At 69.1% G+C, this 15,519-nt stretch carries 16 protein-coding genes; 6 read left to right on the forward strand and 10 right to left on the reverse strand.

All coding sequences use genetic code 11. The annotated features are described in order from the left end of the window. Positions 1-118: 118 nt before the first annotated feature. The 6 genes from NDR87_RS10960 to NDR87_RS10985 form a co-directional block, all read right to left on the reverse strand. Positions 119-916: an ABC transporter permease subunit gene (locus tag NDR87_RS10960; protein ID WP_251911176.1), complete on the reverse strand. Its 798-nt coding sequence runs from the start codon at positions 914-916 to the stop codon at positions 119-121. Positions 917-919: 3 nt separating this feature from the next. After that, complete coding sequence (locus NDR87_RS10965; protein WP_251911177.1) at positions 920-1,816, reverse strand: 2-aminoethylphosphonate ABC transporter permease subunit; 897 nt, start codon at positions 1,814-1,816, stop codon at positions 920-922. A 118-nt stretch (positions 1,817-1,934) separates the two neighbouring features. Then, a complete protein-coding gene (locus NDR87_RS10970) occupies positions 1,935-3,095 on the reverse strand; it encodes an ABC transporter ATP-binding protein (protein ID WP_251911178.1) in 1,161 nt (386 codons plus the stop codon). Positions 3,096-3,119: 24 nt separating this feature from the next. Further along, entirely contained in the window at positions 3,120-4,178 is a 1,059-nt protein-coding gene (locus tag NDR87_RS10975; protein ID WP_372494133.1) for a 2-aminoethylphosphonate ABC transporter substrate-binding protein, read from the reverse strand. Between the two features lie 32 nt (positions 4,179-4,210). After that, positions 4,211-4,885, reverse strand: a complete 675-nt coding sequence (locus tag NDR87_RS10980; RefSeq protein ID WP_372494134.1) for a phosphonatase-like hydrolase — start codon at positions 4,883-4,885, stop codon at positions 4,211-4,213. Between the two features lie 11 nt (positions 4,886-4,896). Then, positions 4,897-6,012 carry a TIGR03364 family FAD-dependent oxidoreductase gene (locus NDR87_RS10985; RefSeq protein WP_251911180.1) on the reverse strand — a complete coding sequence of 372 codons (1,116 nt, stop codon included), beginning with the start codon at positions 6,010-6,012 and terminating at the stop codon, positions 4,897-4,899. Positions 6,013-6,110: 98 nt separating this feature from the next. Here NDR87_RS10985 and NDR87_RS10990 point away from each other — a divergent pair, with 98 nt between their 5' ends. Next, a complete protein-coding gene (locus NDR87_RS10990) occupies positions 6,111-6,815 on the forward strand; it encodes a GntR family transcriptional regulator (protein WP_251911182.1) in 705 nt (234 codons plus the stop codon). A gap of 2 nt (positions 6,816-6,817) precedes the next feature. On the opposite strand, the gene NDR87_RS10995 is transcribed toward NDR87_RS10990, so the two are convergent. The 4 genes from NDR87_RS10995 to NDR87_RS11010 are packed head-to-tail and all read right to left on the reverse strand — an operon-like array spanning position 6,818 to position 10,489. Next, positions 6,818-8,086, reverse strand: a complete 1,269-nt coding sequence (locus tag NDR87_RS10995; protein WP_251911185.1) for a hypothetical protein — start codon at positions 8,084-8,086, stop codon at positions 6,818-6,820. Beyond that, the gene (locus NDR87_RS11000; protein WP_251911187.1) at positions 8,083-8,439 is read right to left on the reverse strand and encodes a hypothetical protein; all 357 of its coding nucleotides are present in this window, start codon (positions 8,437-8,439) and stop codon (positions 8,083-8,085) included. The genes NDR87_RS10995 and NDR87_RS11000 overlap by 4 nt, the downstream gene beginning before the upstream one ends. After that, positions 8,436-8,606 (reverse strand): hypothetical protein, encoded by a 171-nt coding sequence (locus NDR87_RS11005; RefSeq protein ID WP_251911190.1) that lies wholly within the window; start codon positions 8,604-8,606, stop codon positions 8,436-8,438. Before NDR87_RS11005 ends, NDR87_RS11000 begins: the two co-directional genes overlap by 4 nt. Next, positions 8,603-10,489, reverse strand: a complete 1,887-nt coding sequence (locus NDR87_RS11010; RefSeq protein WP_372494135.1) for a hypothetical protein — start codon at positions 10,487-10,489, stop codon at positions 8,603-8,605. Before NDR87_RS11010 ends, NDR87_RS11005 begins: the two co-directional genes overlap by 4 nt. Before the next feature lie 217 nt (positions 10,490-10,706). Here NDR87_RS11010 and NDR87_RS11015 point away from each other — a divergent pair, with 217 nt between their 5' ends. The 5 genes from NDR87_RS11015 to NDR87_RS11035 all read left to right on the forward strand — a co-directional run bounded on the left by NDR87_RS11015 (position 10,707) and on the right by NDR87_RS11035 (position 15,514). Further along, positions 10,707-11,561, forward strand: a complete 855-nt coding sequence (locus NDR87_RS11015) for an oxygenase MpaB family protein (protein WP_251911193.1) — start codon at positions 10,707-10,709, stop codon at positions 11,559-11,561. A gap of 41 nt (positions 11,562-11,602) precedes the next feature. Beyond that, positions 11,603-12,493 carry an oxygenase MpaB family protein gene (locus tag NDR87_RS11020; RefSeq protein WP_372494136.1) on the forward strand — a complete coding sequence of 297 codons (891 nt, stop codon included), beginning with the start codon at positions 11,603-11,605 and terminating at the stop codon, positions 12,491-12,493. Next, entirely contained in the window at positions 12,490-13,452 is a 963-nt protein-coding gene (locus NDR87_RS11025; protein WP_251911197.1) for an oxygenase MpaB family protein, read from the forward strand. The genes NDR87_RS11020 and NDR87_RS11025 overlap by 4 nt, the downstream gene beginning before the upstream one ends. A gap of 245 nt (positions 13,453-13,697) precedes the next feature. Next, complete coding sequence (locus tag NDR87_RS11030; RefSeq protein WP_251911199.1) at positions 13,698-14,582, forward strand: ABC transporter permease; 885 nt, start codon at positions 13,698-13,700, stop codon at positions 14,580-14,582. 110 nt (positions 14,583-14,692) lie between these two features. After that, positions 14,693-15,514: an ABC transporter permease gene (locus NDR87_RS11035; RefSeq protein WP_372494146.1), complete on the forward strand. Its 822-nt coding sequence runs from the start codon at positions 14,693-14,695 to the stop codon at positions 15,512-15,514. Positions 15,515-15,519: the final 5 nt, after the last annotated feature.

A 15,519-nucleotide genomic window follows, 5' to 3' on the forward strand; every position in this document is an offset into this window, starting at 1 on the left:
CGAGACGGCGGGCGCAACGGGGCGCCCCGCCCGGCGTGCCGCGTGGTCGACTGGCGCGGCACGCCCGTTCGTTCTCCAGGCGCGAACAATAGGATCGAGCGCGCGCCTGGCTGATTACTCAGCGCTCGACCGCGCGGCCGCGCAGCCTTCCCAGGATCAGCAGCGCGATGAGGGTGACCGCGGCCAAGAGGGTGGTTCCGGCTGCCGCGTCGAAGACCTCGCCGCGGTCGGTTGCGGCGAAGATGGTGATCGGCAAGGTCTTCCAGGTTGCGGGGTAGACGATGACGGTGGCGCCCAGCTCGCCCATCGACAGCGCGATCGCCAGGCCCGCGGCCGCGCCCAGGGCGGGTAGCAGCAGCGGTAGCGTGATGCGCAGGAGCACTCGCACCGGTCCCGCGCCCAACGATTCGGCGACCTGGCGGTAGGCCGGATCGAGCCGGTCCAGCGCGGCCGAGACCGTGCTGCAGGCGTAGGCCAGCACCAGCACCGAATGCGCCACGATCACAATCCATTTCGTGCCGCCCAGGAGCAGCGGGCGCTCGTTGAAGGCGATCAGCACACCGAGGCCGATGGCCACCGACGGGACCGCGACGGGCAGGTGGAATACCGCATCGGTGATCCGCCGCCACCAGCCGGGCGCCTCCCGCGCCGCGAGCGCCGCCCACGTGCCCAGTACCAGTGCGGCGGCCCCGGCCAGTAGCGCGGTCTGCAGGCTCACCGCCAGACTGGCCGCGTCCGCACCGGACAGGACGTGGCCGAAATTCGCAAATCCGAGGTCCGAGGGCAGCGGTCCGGTCCATCGCCCCGCCAGCGCGGCCGCGACGACGGTCGCGATCGGCGCGGCGAAGACGATCAGCACGACGAGCGCGAAGGCGCCCAGCACCAGCGCGCGCCCTGCCCGAGTCCACACCAGCACGGCTCAGCCCTCCTTTCGAATCCTGGTGAACCAGGCGAAGATCAGCCGGTACGAGAGGTACAGCGTCAGCGACAGCACCACCTGCACCGAGGCGAGCACCGCCGCGCCCGGCAGATCGAAGGTGACGATGCCGCGGGTATAGATGAGCGCGGGCAGCGTGATGACGCCCTTGGCCCCGGTGAACAGCACGATGCCGAACTCGTTGAGCGTCAACAGCAATACCAGGCTCCCGCCCGCCGCCAGTGCGGGCCACGCCTCGGGCAACACCACCTGCCGCAGCACCCGCCACGGCGACGCGCCCAGACTGGCGGCCACGTCCAGCTGCTCGCGCGGCAACTGCGCGAAGGCCGCCAGCAGCGGCCGCACCACGAACGGGGTGAAGTAGGTGATCTCGGCCAGGATGACGCCGGTCGGGGTGGTGAGGAAATTGACTGTGGGGGAGTCGGTTCCGGTGATTCGCGCGAGCAATGCCTGCACCGCCCCGGCGGTGCCGTAGAGGAACGTGAAGGCGAGCGTGATCAGAAACGACGGCAGCGTGAGCACGGTATCGATGAGCCGCCCCACCACCCCCGAACCGGGAAACGGCACGAACGCCAGCACCACCGCCACGAAGGTGCCCAGCACCAGGCAGCCGAGGGTCGAAGCCGCGGCAATGGACACCGTGTGCCACAACGCATCCCGGAACGCCTGCGAGGCGAGCACTCGCGACCACACCGCGGTGCCGCGCCCGGAACCGGTGTCCGAGGACTCGAGCAGTACCCGCATGATCGGATATCCGGCGATGAACGCGACCACCAGCAGCGGCGGCAGCGACCACAAGATCGGACGCCAATTACCCCGTGTGGCAGGACGTTCCGGTGGCTCGCCGACCTTCGGCTCGTCAATCGTCGCGACGCTCATGCCCGACCACCCCCGCTGTCTTTCCGGCGTGCCTTCCACCGGAATCGGCCGAGATCCCGGCGGAAGGCGCGCCGCCAGGACGGAGTCGTGGCGTGCCAGGATCGGCAGGTGGGGACGCTCACGCCCGCACCTCCCCGACGGCGGCCGGGATCAATACGCCCGCTGGATCCGGGAAACGGACGCCCACCACCGCGCCGACGGCCGGGTCCGCGTGCCCGGGCACATCGGCGGTCAGGCCGGTGGGCAGGCCGTTCACATCCAGTTCGAGGCGGGTGGTGGACCCGCGCCAGACCGCGGACACGACCGTGGCGGGTATGGCGTCGCGCTCGGTGGTGGCGCCGATCCGCAGGGTGTGTGGGCGGATACAGAGCAGGCCCTGGTCGTCGGGCGCCCAATCCAGTTGGCCCACACCGGGTGTCGGCGCCTGCGCGCGCAGCGTGCGGGCGCCCACCGTCACCAGGGCGGCCGTGCCGGAGACGCGGTTGACCGTGCACGGCAGCAGATTCGCGCCGCCGAGGAAGGCGGCGGTGAACGAGCTCGGCGGACGCCGCCAGAGATTTTCCGCGGTATCGATATCGACCAGGCGGGCGTCGCGCATGACCGCGATGCGGTCGGCCAGGGCCAGCGCCTCGGCCTGGTCGTGGGTGACGTACAGCATCGCGGTGTCGGGCAGCGCGTTGCGCAACTGCTGCAGTTCGGTGAGCATGGCCTGGCGCAACTGGGCGTCCAGCGCGGCCAGCGGCTCGTCCAGCAGCAGGACCCGGGGCCGGATGGCCAGGGCGCGGGCAATGGCCACGCGCTGCTGCTGACCGCCCGACAGCTCGCGAGGGAGTCGTCCGGCGTAATCGGCCATGCCGACCATCTCCAGCGCCTCGGTGACGCGGTCGCCGATCGCCCTGCGCGGCACCCGATGGGCCCTCAGGCCGAAGGCGACATTGTCGTGCACCCGCATATGCGGGAACAGCGCATAGGACTGCACCACCACGCCGATGCCGCGCGCGGCCGGGGACAGGTCGGTGACATCGCGACCGGACAGCCGGACGGTGCCCGAGGTGGGTCGGACGAATCCGGCCAGTGCCTTCAGAGCGGTCGACTTGCCGGAACCGCTGGGCCCCAGCAGCGCAACGGTCTCACCCGCGGCCACCCGCAGGGTGAAGTCGATCAGCGCCGCGGTGGCCCGGCGGCCGCGCCCGTATCGGACGCCGACCCGGTCGAATACGATGGCGGGCTCGGCATCGGCGATGCCGGTGACCGAGACGGCGGTCTTCGGTGCGGACATGGTTGCGCTCCTGGGGATTTCGGGTCAGCTACCGGTGGCCTTCTGATAGGCGGCGATATCGCCGTCCAGCTCGTCGAGCACCCTGTTCCAGTCCGGGTGCACGACGTTCACGCCCGCGAGGTAGGCCGCGGGCGACATGGTGCCCGCCGGGGCGGCGGCATCCTTCAGATCCGTGCGGACCGGGACCGCCATCGCGTCCGGGCCGAGGGTCTGCTGCACCTCGGCCGAGAGCAGGAATTCCATGAGCCGCTTCGCCGAATCCCGATGCGGCGCACCCTTTGCCAGCCCCATCACGTACGGGACGGCGACCGTGCTGCGCTTGCCGTCGGCGGTGGCCGGGAAGAACAGTTGGAACTTCGAGCCCTTGTCCTTGATGCTGGCCAGGTTCATCTGGATATCGCCGTTGGCGACCAGCAGTTCACCGTTGTCCACCTTGGGTTGCAGCTTGCCGGTGGAGGAGGACGGGCCGACATTGTTGGCCTGCAGCTTGGTCAGGTAGTCCAGCGCGCCCTGCTTACCGTAGAGCTGCTGCAGCAGGATCAGCACGGCCGTGCCGTCCCCGGCCTGGCCCGGGGTGGAGTACTGGATCTTGCCCTTCAACTCGGGCTTCAGCAGATCGTCCCAGGTCGATTTGGTGCTGTCGACCGCGGGATTGGCGATGAAGCAGAGGTGGTTTCCGGCCAGTGTCACGTACTTGCCGCCCGGATCCTTGTCGGTCTCGGCGATCGCGGCGGTGTCCACGCCACTGTCCCGCAGTAGGCCGGAGCGATCGGCCTTCTGGATGAACGGCGGCAGCGTGACCACGATATCGGCCTGCGGATTGGACTGTTCCTTGTCGACCCGATTGACCACCTCGCCCGACCCGGCCTCGACCAGGTTCACCGCGATTCCGGTCCGCGCCTCGAACTTCGCGAACTGGGTCTTGTACCAGGAGCCGAGACCGTCGGCGGAATACACTGTCACGGATTTGCCGTCGGAGGTGGCGGTGCCGGTGCCGCCGCAGGCGGCGGCGGTCAGGGCCAGGGCGGCGGCCGAGGCGACGGCAACGGTGGCGCGTGCCACGCGGATGGTCGAAATGCGCACGGTTACTGCAACTTTCGTCGGGTGCGGTGGGGTTACTTCAGCAGGAGGTCGGCGAATTCGCGGACCGATGCCACGATGTGGGTCGCTCCGGCGGCGCGCAGCCGTTCCTCGGTGTGCGCACCGGTCAGGGTTCCGGCGACGACGCTCGCGCCCGCCGCGCGGCCGCTCGCGATATCGCTGGTGGTGTCGCCGAGCACGGCCACCCGTTCGACGGCGTCGACGCGCAGGCGCAGCAGTGCGGTCAGGACGAGATCCGGATACGGGCGGCCGCGACCGGCCTCGGCGGGGGAGAGGGTGAGATCGGCGATATCGTTCCAGCCCAGGGCATTCAGCAGCTTGCCCTGGGTGCCGCGGCTGAACCCGGTGGTGAGCGCGACCTTGATCCCGGCCGTGCGCAGCGCCGTGATCGCCTCGGCCGCACCCGCGATCGCGGTGGCCTCGGCGGCGAAGTCGTCGTAGGCGGCCTCGAAGGTGCGGTTGGCCAGCTGCGCGCGGTTCTCGTCGCCGAACAGGGCACGAAAGACCGTGATCTTGGACTGCCCCATGGTGTCCAGCACGTAGGCGCGGGCGCCCTCGCGCTCGGGGCCCGTCTCCGGCAGCCCGGCGGCCGTCGCGGCGGCGTCGAAGGCCCGCAGCACCAGCCCGCCGTCGGCGACGGTGGTTCCGGCCATGTCCAGCACGGCCAGCTCGATCTGGTAGTCGGACAAGGGGTTTCCTCTCAGAGGTCGAGCAGGTCGGCGGTTTCCTCGCCGAGGGCGGGTCCGAGCGTCATGCCGCGACCGCCCGGGCCGGTGATCACCCAGACGTTGTCGGCGGCCCGGGCGCGGGTCACGATCGCGGCGGGGTCGATGCTCTGGCTGTAGACCCCGGCCCAGCGGCGCACGATCCGGGGGAGCCGGCGGCCCAGCAGTTCCTCGGTGACGGCGGTGAGGTGTTCGTAGGGGGCCTCGTCGACGTCGAAGGCGAACGGTTCGTCGTACTCGTGGGTGTCGCCGATGGTCAGCCCGCCGTGCAGGCGCTGCACGCACAGCAGCTGCATCCGGTGCCGGGCGGCGGTGAAGGTCTGGGCCTGTTCGCGATTCAGATGTTCGAGCGCCGGGCCGGCGAAGCCCGGATAGTAGCGGAAGCTGTCGCCGTCGGCGATGGCGGTGGTCAGCGCCTCGCCCAGCGGGGCGGTCTGCATCATCTGCAGGCGCACCCGGCGAACGGGGAGGTCGCCGACCAGCTCCCGGGTCAGCCCCGAATGCGCCGCGCCCGGACAGACCAGCACCCGATCGCCCTCGAAGCGGCGGCCCCGATCGTCGATCACGGTGGTGCCGGTGATCGTGCGGGCCTCGGCCCCGGCATAGAAGCTGTAGCGGCCGGTGGCCTCCATATACGCGCGCAGGGCGGGCATGGCCTGGCGCGACTCCACCGCCGCATCGGTCGAACAGTGCAGGCCCGCAAGGAATTTGCCGCGCAGCGCCGGATTGATCGCCCGCACCCGATCCGGATCGAGCAGTTCGAAACCGCGCTCGGCGGCGCTCGACCCGGCCGCGGCCGCCTCGGCGACGGCCAGTTCGGCCTCGGTGCGCACCAGCGTGATCGATCCGGCCGGGCGGAAACCGACGCCCGGCACCCGGCCGCCGATCTCCTCCCAGATCCGGCGCGAGCGCAGTGTGATCGCCAATTCCCCTGCGCTGCGGCCCGATACCCACACCAGACCGAAATTGCGGACGGTGGCGCCACGCGCCTCGGTCTCGCGCTCCACCTGCACGACCTCGTGGCCGCGGCCGATCGCCGCGAAGGCGTGCGCGGTGCCGAGGATCCCGCCGCCGATGATGACCAAACGCATGGGCAGCAGCATGGGCAATGGTCTAGACCGACGGGTGTGCGGTATGCCAACGCTGGGTTAACAATTGGTATAGACCAATCTCGGGTACGCTGTCCGCCATGGAGGTGACGCGGCTGCCGAAGGCGTATCGGGTGCGCACGCAGATCGAGCGCATCATCGACGAACTGGCCGAGGGCGATCCGGTGCCCTCCGAGCGCGAACTCGCGGGCCGGTTCGAGGTGGCGCGCGAGACCGTGCGGCAGGCCCTGCGAGATCTGCTGGTGGAGGGGCGAATTCGCCGCCAGGGTCGGGGCACGGTGGTCTCGCGGCCGAAGATGGTGCAGCCGCTGTCGCTGCGGTCCTATACCGAGGCGGCGCTGAGCCTGGGCCGCAAGCCGGGGCGGGTGCTGGTCGGCTGGGCGGATGTGCCCGCCGACGGCGACACCGCCGCCGCGCTGGATGTCGAGGTCGGCGTGCCGGTCATGCATCTCGAGCGCATCCTGCTCGCCGACGGCGAGAAGATCGGCCTGGAAAGCACGTTCCTGAGCCGGGAACGATTCGGCGGATTGCGCGGCGGCTATGATCCGACCACCTCGCTGTACGCGGCCATTCGCGCGGCGGGGGTGGTGTTCGGCTCCGCCCGCGAGCGCATCGAGACCGTACTGGCCTCCCCGCGCGAGGCGGCGCTGCTGGAATGCAGTACGGCGCTGCCGATGATCCTGTTGCACCGCCGCACCGTCGATTCCGGCGGTCGCCCCATCGAGCGGGTGCGTTCGCTCTACCGCGGCGACCGCATCGCCTTCGAGGCGCTGTTGCGCGACTAGCGCTACGCCTCGAACAGCAGGTACAGGCCGCTGAAGGTGATCGCGACCATGGCGAGCATCAGGGCCAGCTGTCCGGTGAGCCGGTGGGCGGGGGAGAGCAGCCGCAGGCTGCGGTCGTGCGCGGCGGCCACGCCGAGGATGTGACCGGTCAGCACGGCCAGGACCTTGATGCTGCCGAGCAGGGCGGGGTGGGTGGAGAGCACGTAGCGCACCTCGAGCCCCAGCGTCGCCTGCCCCTTCTCGACCAGGAAGGTCAGATAGTGGGCGATGAGATAGCCCGCGACGATCGGAGTGAGGCTGTGCGCCAGCCGATTCGGCAGCTGGGCGCGTTCGCTCGGTTCGAGTCCTCCGGCCGCGCGGGCCGCGGTGCGGAAGACGAGATAGACAACCGTGATGAAGGTGAACAGTCCCACGGTGCGGACGAGAGTGGCGAGCGCCGCGCCCTCGCCGACGCCGTCGGCGAGGGCGCGCCAGGCCGGCGAGGCGGAGAAGCTGTCGAACAGTGTCGATCCGAGCAGCGTGGCCGCCACCGCCGCCGAACCGGGCAGGGCCGGGGTGCCGGCGAGGTTGTGCAGCGGCGAGCGCAGCACGAAATCGCCGTTGCCGTCCCGCGCGAGCGGGCTCAGTCGGCCCAGCAGGCTGCTGTACACCTCGAGCGGATCGGCGCGCTCGGCCCAGATCGGGCCGAACAGCAGCAGGCCGCCGGTGCTGACGACGAGATAGCCGAGCACCCAGACGGCCACGGCCACAACCGAACTCGGCTCCGGCGAGGCGAGCTCCAGCCAGGCGAACGAGAAGAGTCCGGCCGCCCCCGGCCACAGCCCCCACGAGTCCGGATAGCGCAGTCGTCCCGCGCCGTGCCCCGACAGGCGGTGCAGCGCCCGCGGCGGAGACAGGAATTTCCACACCGGCCCCAACGCCATCGAGGCCATCATCACCCCGACCCACACGTAGATGTAGACGATGCCCGGCACCGGATTTCGCTGCGCGTCACTCGGACCGAGACCCGCCCCGACGAGCAGACCCACCGTCGCGGCCACACTGATCGCGGCCACCGCGATCCGCGTGCCCCGCGCATCGATGACACGGCGCAATCCCGCGGGCAGGGGCCGACCGGGAGCGTCCGGACGCAGCCGCGGCGTGCGCCAGAACAGGAACAGGATCGCGACCGAGAAGGTCAGCGCCCACGAACCGCCGATCAGGGCGTAGGACAGGGGAATCGGCAGATCGGCCGCACCGCCCAGGCCGTGCGCGCGGACGACCTCGGTCACGGGCGCACCAGCAGGGTCGTGACGGTGCGCCGGGCGTGATGCAGTTCGACATCGGCCCGGCCCGGGACGGTCACGGTGAATTCGAACCGCTGGTTCGGGGCGGCCTCGATCCGGAAGGTGTGCTCGGGTGCGGAGTGCACATGCAGTTCCTCGGTGGTATCGCTGTCGACGAGCAAGACGATCGGGCGCCCGGCCCGCGCTTCGGTGCTGGTGTTGGTCGGCGTCACCGCACCGTTGGCGATGTGGACGCGCACCGTCACCGGCTCGGAAGTGTCGGTGCCGCCCGATGTTTCGGCTCCGCAGCCAGCGATCGCGGCGATCACCAGCAGTGCGCCCCACGCGCGTGCTCTCACCCGTCCTCCTTCGCGCAATACTGTTCGTGCTCCTCGCAATCCCCCGCGCGCCGATCGCGCAGGGCGACCAGCAGCACCACGGCGACCACCACCACGGCCGGTGCGAACGCCGGTACGGCCAGCAGCAGACTGTGGTCCGCCAGCACCGTCACGCGCTCGGCCGTCATCGGCTGATCACCGAATCCGGTGCCGCGCCGCGCACCCGGGGACATCGGTCGTTGATCCGGCTCGCGCCCCACGACAGGGCACCGATCAGGGCCAGGCTGCACGCGAGCACGACCAGCGATGCCGCGGCGAAGAGCCAACCGGGCGCGTCGAAGGAGCGTTCGCGCTGCAGGACGGTGATCTCGGGGGTGAACGGGCGGTGGAAGGAGGCCAGAGCCGGTACTTCCTCGGCGCCGATCGCGGGATCGTCGGGCATGTAGATGGGCAGGGCGGTCAGCGTCCGGCCGTCGTGGATGCGCAGCACGGTCTTCCAATTGCCGTATGCGGGAACCGGTGTGGTGGAGACGAAGTGCTCGCCGTCGACGCGCCGCAACTGATCCACCATCAGCCCGCGACCCGGGCTGTCGTTGCCGACACCGCCCTGCCAGGCCAGGATCTGCACCCACTCCGGATCCGGGCCGACCAGGCCGGTGGGGTCGAGGCGGATATCGGCGGTCACCATGCGCCCGCCGTCCGACTGTCCCGCATCGGAGAGCGCGACGGTGGCGCCCGCATTGCGCGGCACCTCGACAACCAGGCCGTTCGTGGTCGCGGCCGCGAGAATCAGTACCGCGGCGACCATCAGCCCGCGCCGAACAGGCCTGCGTGGCAGGGCCTCACCGCGTACCACCATGCCCAGCAGCCCGCCGACCACCCCGCCCGCGATGCCGACCGGCACCGCCATGGCCAGCAGCTCCGGCCACATCGAGGCGGGCCAGCGGTTGACGAACATCCGCTGCACCCACAGCGATTCGAGCCACATCCCGGCCGTGGCGATGGCGAAGCCGCACAGCGCGCCCCACCACAGCGGTCGGCGTAGCAGGGGCAGCAGCGCCAGCAGCTCCACGATCACCGCGGCGCCCAGATACAGCGGAAAGACGTTGGCGGGGGCCTGGATCAGCGGTCCCGCGACGAGGAAGGCCACGACGGTGCGGACCACGACCGCGAAGGCCACCGCCACCAGGGTGCTGAACGGGCCCAGGGTGGCTCGCGCGGCGACCAGGGCGATCGAGGCCGCGACGACGAACAGCATGGGCTGCAGAACGAGCCGGAACTGCTGCACGCCGAAGTCGTATTCCACCGGGAACACCGACAGCCCGATCAGCAGCCCGCCGTAGGCGAAACAGCGCAGCATCCACAGCAGCCGGTTGTCGCGCCGACCCGGATCGGGGCGGTGGTTGCGCCCCTCGAACTCCAGCAGCAGCACCGCGACCAGCGACAGGCCCGCGCCGCCGATGAGCATGAGATGTGTTGGGCCCCAAAGCGTCACGTCCTGCCCGAACAGCCGATGCCAGAGGTCGTCGAGCGGGAAGCCGACGAGGGCGTAGAACCCGGCCGCCGCCAGCAGAATGCCGCCGACCGGTGCGTACCAGGTGCGAGTGATCCGTACCGCGGCCGGGCCCGGACGCTCGTCCAGCGGCAGCACGATCGCCGTCATGCCCGCGGTGAACAGGAAGAACAGGCCGACGAGGATGAAGTAGTGCGCGGGATTGGCCAGCGGTCCGGGATCGCGCCCCTTGCCGATGTGCAGGCTCACATCCCAGATGAAGCCGAGCAGCGCGGTCAGGATCGTGCCCAGGAACAGCGCGACCGGCAGCGCGACCCAGCCCGGCCGATTGAACCGCTGTCCCAGCCGATCGGCCGCCGCCCCCAGCCAGTGAATCCGCCTGGTGCGGTGCAGATATCCCACCCACAGCAGCAGGAGTGCGATCATCCCGGCCGAGGCGGTCAGGATGACGACCTGGTCCAGGGCCGCGCCCCCGGCCTCGGGGCCGCGGGCGGCCAGGGTGTGCGATACCGCGTACGTCGGGTCGGCCACGGCGATACCTCCGCCTTCAGAGAACATCCGTTCACTGAATTACCAACGCGGACGCGGAATATGTATCGATCTTGTCCTGCAGCGGATTTCGGCCATGTCGATTCACCGCACCTGGGGAATATCGAGAGCTTTTCGTTGGGTATCTATCAAAACGCGGAGACCTGTGTCACACTCGTTGATAGATCAGCCAGTCTTTATCTATCAATCCCGGGGTCGGTTCGGCTTCGAAGGAGAGGAGTCGACAGTGACCACAACGCAACCCGAGCCCGCACCGACATCCGCGCTGCGGACGGTCGGTCCCGGCTCGGCGACCTGGCGGTGGGGGGTGGATTGGCGAGTGGCGCTGGCCAGCCGGGCAGTGCTGTTGCTCGAGGTGGCGCATCCCGTGGTCGGTGCGGGAGTCATCGATCATTCCGAGTTCCTCAGCGATCGGTGGGCACGCATCTCGCGGACGTTCGCCTCGGCGCGGCGGGTGGCCGGATTTCATGGGCCCGATGCCGCCGTCGCGGAGGGGCAACGGTTGCGGGAGGTGCATCGCACCATCTCCGGGGTCGACGCGCACGGCCGCCCCTATCACGCGTTGAACGCCGACGCCTATCTCTGGGTGCATGCGACCGGCTATGCCGGCCCCGCCGTGGTCCGTCGAGCGTTCGGCGACCGCGTCGAAGCCGACCGTGAGGAGGCGCTGTTTCGGGAGTGGCAGGACCTCGCGGGCATCCTGCGGATTCCCGGCCGGGTCGTGCCGCGGACGCGGGCGGAGTTCTGGACCTATTACGAGCACACGGTCGAGACCGTGCTGGAGCGCAATGCCGCCACCGATCTGATCCTCGAACTCGACCGCAAGCCGATGCCGGTGCCCCCGAATCTCACTGTGCCGCAGCCTGTATGGAACGGACTCGCGACACCGCTCGCGGCTTTGCTGCGGCTGACCACGGCCGGCATGCTGGCGCCGACACTGCGGGCGCGACTCGGCGTGCCCTGGTCGTCGGCGCGCGAAAAGCGCTTCGGCCGCGTGGTCAGCACGGTGCGGGTGCTGGATCGACTGCTGCCGGAGCGAATTCGTCATCCGGCGGCCGAGCGCACCGACGTGCTGCCCTGAAATCCCTGTCCCGTCGACGAAGCCGGAAAAGGAAACGCGATATGCCCCAGACATCACCGACCGACTCGAATGCCGCGTCGACACCGCTGAATCGACGAGCGCGACGGCGGGAAACCGACGCGGTCGATACGCGGTTTCTCACCGACGAGATGACACCGTGGCTGTCACCGGCCTACGGCGCGGCGAATGTCGTCATGCAGCTGGCCAACGCCGGGGTCGCCTACGGCGTGATGGAGAGCAGGGTCGACAGCGGCAACCTGCACAAGCACCCGTTCAAACGCGCCCGCACCACCTTTACCTACATCGCCGTGGCGGTGGCGGGCAACGCCGAGGATCGCCGCATCTATCGGGACGCGGTCAACGCGGTCCACGCCCAGGTGCGATCGACTCCGCAAAGCCCCGTGCGCTACAACGCTTTCGACCCGGCGTTGCAGCTGTGGGTGGCCTCCTGCATGGCGGCCGTATTCGAAGACACCCGCAGGCTACGACGCGGCCGCACCCGCCACGATCCGGACACCATCTACCAGGCCGCGTCGGTCTTCGCGACCACATTGCAGGTGCCGCGGGAGATGTGGCCGCCGAATCGAGAAGCCTTCGACGACTACTGGAATCAGCAGCTCGACCGGCTGGAATTCGACCAGCGCATGCGCGAGTTCCTGATCGGCATTGCGCGCCTGGACTTCCTTCCGACCCCGATACGATGGTTGTTCGGTGGCTGGAATCTGTTCCTGACACTGGGTTATCTGCCACCGCGGCTACGCGACAAGCTCGACGTCACCTGGACCGCGCAGCAGCAGCGCCGATTCGACCGCTGGCAGAGCGTATTCCGAGTCCTGGACCGCCTCACGCCCCGGGCCGCGGTCCGGATGGCGGTACGGCTGGTCGTCTGGGATATGCGGTTGCGCAACAAGATCGGGGCCACGGTCGTATGAACACCCACGCGGAATTCTCCGGCTCCACAACCGCGCTGCTGGTCGATGGTGTGCCGATCGAGCTGATCTCGCCGGAGTCGCTCACCGCCGAAATGACCGGCCACTGGACTTATCTGCTGCTCGAGGGAGCGGCCTTCGTGATGCAGGGCATGCACCCGATCATCGCCGACGTGGTCGACCGTTACTCGGTCGCCCGCACCGACCCCCTCGGCCGCGGCATTCGCTCGGTGGACTCGGTACTGCGCTGGGTATACGGCGGACTCGAGGCCATCGAGGAAGGCAGGCGACTACGGTCGCTGCATCAACCGCTCCAGATGCGCAACACCGAGGGCCGCCGTATCAGTGCGCTGGATCCCGGTGCCTACCAATGGGTTGTCGCCACCGCCTACATCACCACCCTCAACGCGGGCCCGCTGCTGATCGGACGCGAGTTCACCACCGCCGAACAAGAAGAACTACTGCGCGACAACGTACGGCTGGCCCGCATCCTGCAGGTGCCGATGCGGGGCTACCCCACCACCCGCGAGGAATTCGACGCCTACTTCACCACCATGATCGAAACCACCCTGCGGGCACACCCCGACGTAGTGGACGGACTGGCCCAGCTGCGCCGCGGTCTACCTCACCCCGAGGCGCTCTCCCGCATCCCCGCACCGATGCGGCCGATGGTCGTCGTCGCCGCGCGTCCACTGCTGCGAGTGGTGTACCTGGCCATGGTGGCGGCCATGGACGAACGCATCCGTGCCATGCTCGGCGTCGAGCTGAGCCCTCGCGAAAACACCCGCGTGCGAGCGATTTTCACCGCGGTCCGGATGGCCTACCGGATCCTGCCGGACCGGCTCACCTATTTTCCGATCGCCTACCACGCCCGCAAGCACCACCAATGCATCCGGGCGATGAAACGACGGGAACTGAACTCCGCCGCGTATCGGGTGCGGCCGAAGCAGCCGACAGGCTGAACCCCGAACCTGTAGTTACTGGCTATTCTCTTGCTCTCCATAGCTCGGAGCCGGTCGACAGGAGAACTTGCTGTGCGCTCTTGCACGGCACTCCGCACATTGCGGCGATGTAGCTCCCGCCCTTATGTGAGTTTAGATTCCATGAAAACCCATCCGGAAGAACGAGATGCGTGTCACACTCTGATAGTTCTCTTATTGCATATCTATCACTCGGGACAGCGGAGCTCGAGGGAGAGGAGTCCGCGATGACGGCCGCCCAGCGCGACCGTGCGCCCGAAGTCGGGCCGCACACCGGCTCCGATCCGATCTCGCTGCGGCAGCGGGCTTTCGAGCTGGCCTGGTATTTCGTGACGGCCGGGTTCGCCTTCGTCGAGGCGTGCGGACGGACGGTGTCGATGCTGATCGCGGCCGCCCGCTGGACCGTCGTCGACATCGTCGGGCTGCGCTTCTCCTGGGCCGAATTCGTTACTCAGGCATGGTTCATGGTGCGGGTGTCGGCGCCGCCGGCGGTATTCATCTCGATCCCGTTCGGAGTCACCACGATCATCCAGGTGTCGGGACTGACGACGCAGATCGGCGCGACCTCGGTCGCGGGCGCGGCCGGCGGGCTGGGGATCATCGGCCAGGCCGCGCCAATGGTGGCCGCGCTGCTGTTGGGCGGTGCCGCCGGGTCGGCGATCGCCTCGGATCTGGGGGCGCGCACGATCCGCGAGGAGATCGACGCCATGCGCGTGATGGGCCTGGACCCGACGCGGCGGTTGGTCGCGCCACGGCTGGCCGCGATGGTCGCGGTGGCACCACTGCTGTGCATTCTGGTCATGATCGTCGGCATCTCGACGACCTTCGTCATCAATGTCACCGTCATGCACGGGGCACCGGGCAGCTTCCTGTTGTCGCTGTCGGCGTTCTCCTCCTCGCTCGACGTGGCGATCGCGCTGGGCAAGGCCGTCGTCTTCGGCGTCGCGGTGGTCGCGGTTGCCTGCTACTGCGGGCTGACCGCCCGCGGCGGGCCGCGCGGGGTCGCCAATGCGGTCAACGCGGCCGTCGTGGTCGGCATGGTGACGGCGTTTCTGCTGAATCTGCTGATGACCCAGCTGTTGAGCATGTTCCACCCACCGAGGATCGGCTGATGACCGCCCTACCGACCCATCCCGAGGCCGGGCCGGACCGCTCCGGCCCGCCGACGGCCACCACGAGCACACCGTCGAGATATCGTCCGCCGCTGTTCGGTCCGCTCGCGATGGCCGGACGGCCGGTCGGCACCGCCTATCGCGCGGTTCAGGCGGTCGGGCATCAGGTGAGCTTCGCCGTCGGCGCGGTGGCCGCGGTCCCGTTCGCGCTGCTGCACTACCGACGCCAGATCGCTCTGCAGATTCGCCACATCACTTGGGGGGCAGGCGGAATCGTCGTCGGCGGTGGCACGGCGATCGTGCTGCTGTTGATCGGGGCAGCCGTCGGCGGGGCGATCGGAATCATCGGCGTGATGTTTCTGAACATGGTGGGCATGGGTCCGCTGGCCGGATTCGTGTCCGCCTACGGCAACACCCGCGAGATCGGCCCGATGATCGTGGCGCTCGGGTTCGCCGCGCAGGCCGGATGCCGGATCACCGCGGAGCTGGGATCTATGCGTATCAGCGAGGAAATCGATGCGCTGGAAGCGATTTCGGTGCGGCCACTGCCGTTCGTGGTCACCACCCGGCTGATCGCGACGGTCGCCACGATCGTCCCGTTCTACGTGTTCTCCCTGACCATCAGCTACGCCTCGGCGTCGATCTTCGTGCAGTTCCTGCACAGCGAGACCGCCGGGACCTACCAACATTATTTCCGAAACTATCTGTCGGGCAACGATATCGGACTGTCGCTGGTGAAGGCCGTGATATTCGTCGCGGCGGTTGTGCTCATCCACTGCTATCAGGGGTTCTACGCCGTCGGCGGCCCGGTGGCGGTCGGCGAGGCGTGCGGGCGGGCCATCCGCGCCAGCCTGGTGGTGATCGTCGTGCTCGACATGATGCTGACCCTGCTGTTCTGGGGGACCGACACCGGCATCAGGATCTCGGGGTGAACCGG

Source organism: Nocardia sp. CDC159 (genome assembly GCF_023740735.1).
GTDB lineage: Bacteria > Actinomycetota > Actinomycetes > Mycobacteriales > Mycobacteriaceae > Nocardia > Nocardia pulmonis.

Coding starts and splice junctions, on each gene's coding strand:
- NDR87_RS10985 (WP_251911180.1), bottom strand. CDS start 6,012: ATGCGTTTGGTCATCATCGGCGGCGGGATCCTCGGCACCGCGCACGCC.
- NDR87_RS11025 (WP_251911197.1), top strand. CDS start 12,490: ATGAACACCCACGCGGAATTCTCCGGCTCCACAACCGCGCTGCTGGTC.
- NDR87_RS11035 (WP_372494146.1), top strand. CDS start 14,693: ATGGCCGGACGGCCGGTCGGCACCGCCTATCGCGCGGTTCAGGCGGTC.
- NDR87_RS10990 (WP_251911182.1), top strand. CDS start 6,111: ATGGAGGTGACGCGGCTGCCGAAGGCGTATCGGGTGCGCACGCAGATC.
- NDR87_RS11030 (WP_251911199.1), top strand. CDS start 13,698: ATGACGGCCGCCCAGCGCGACCGTGCGCCCGAAGTCGGGCCGCACACC.
- NDR87_RS11020 (WP_372494136.1), top strand. CDS start 11,603: ATGCCCCAGACATCACCGACCGACTCGAATGCCGCGTCGACACCGCTG.
- NDR87_RS11005 (WP_251911190.1), bottom strand. CDS start 8,606: ATGACGGCCGAGCGCGTGACGGTGCTGGCGGACCACAGTCTGCTGCTG.
- NDR87_RS10965 (WP_251911177.1), bottom strand. CDS start 1,816: ATGAGCGTCGCGACGATTGACGAGCCGAAGGTCGGCGAGCCACCGGAA.
- NDR87_RS11010 (WP_372494135.1), bottom strand. CDS start 10,489: ATGTTCTCTGAAGGCGGAGGTATCGCCGTGGCCGACCCGACGTACGCG.
- NDR87_RS10970 (WP_251911178.1), bottom strand. CDS start 3,095: ATGTCCGCACCGAAGACCGCCGTCTCGGTCACCGGCATCGCCGATGCC.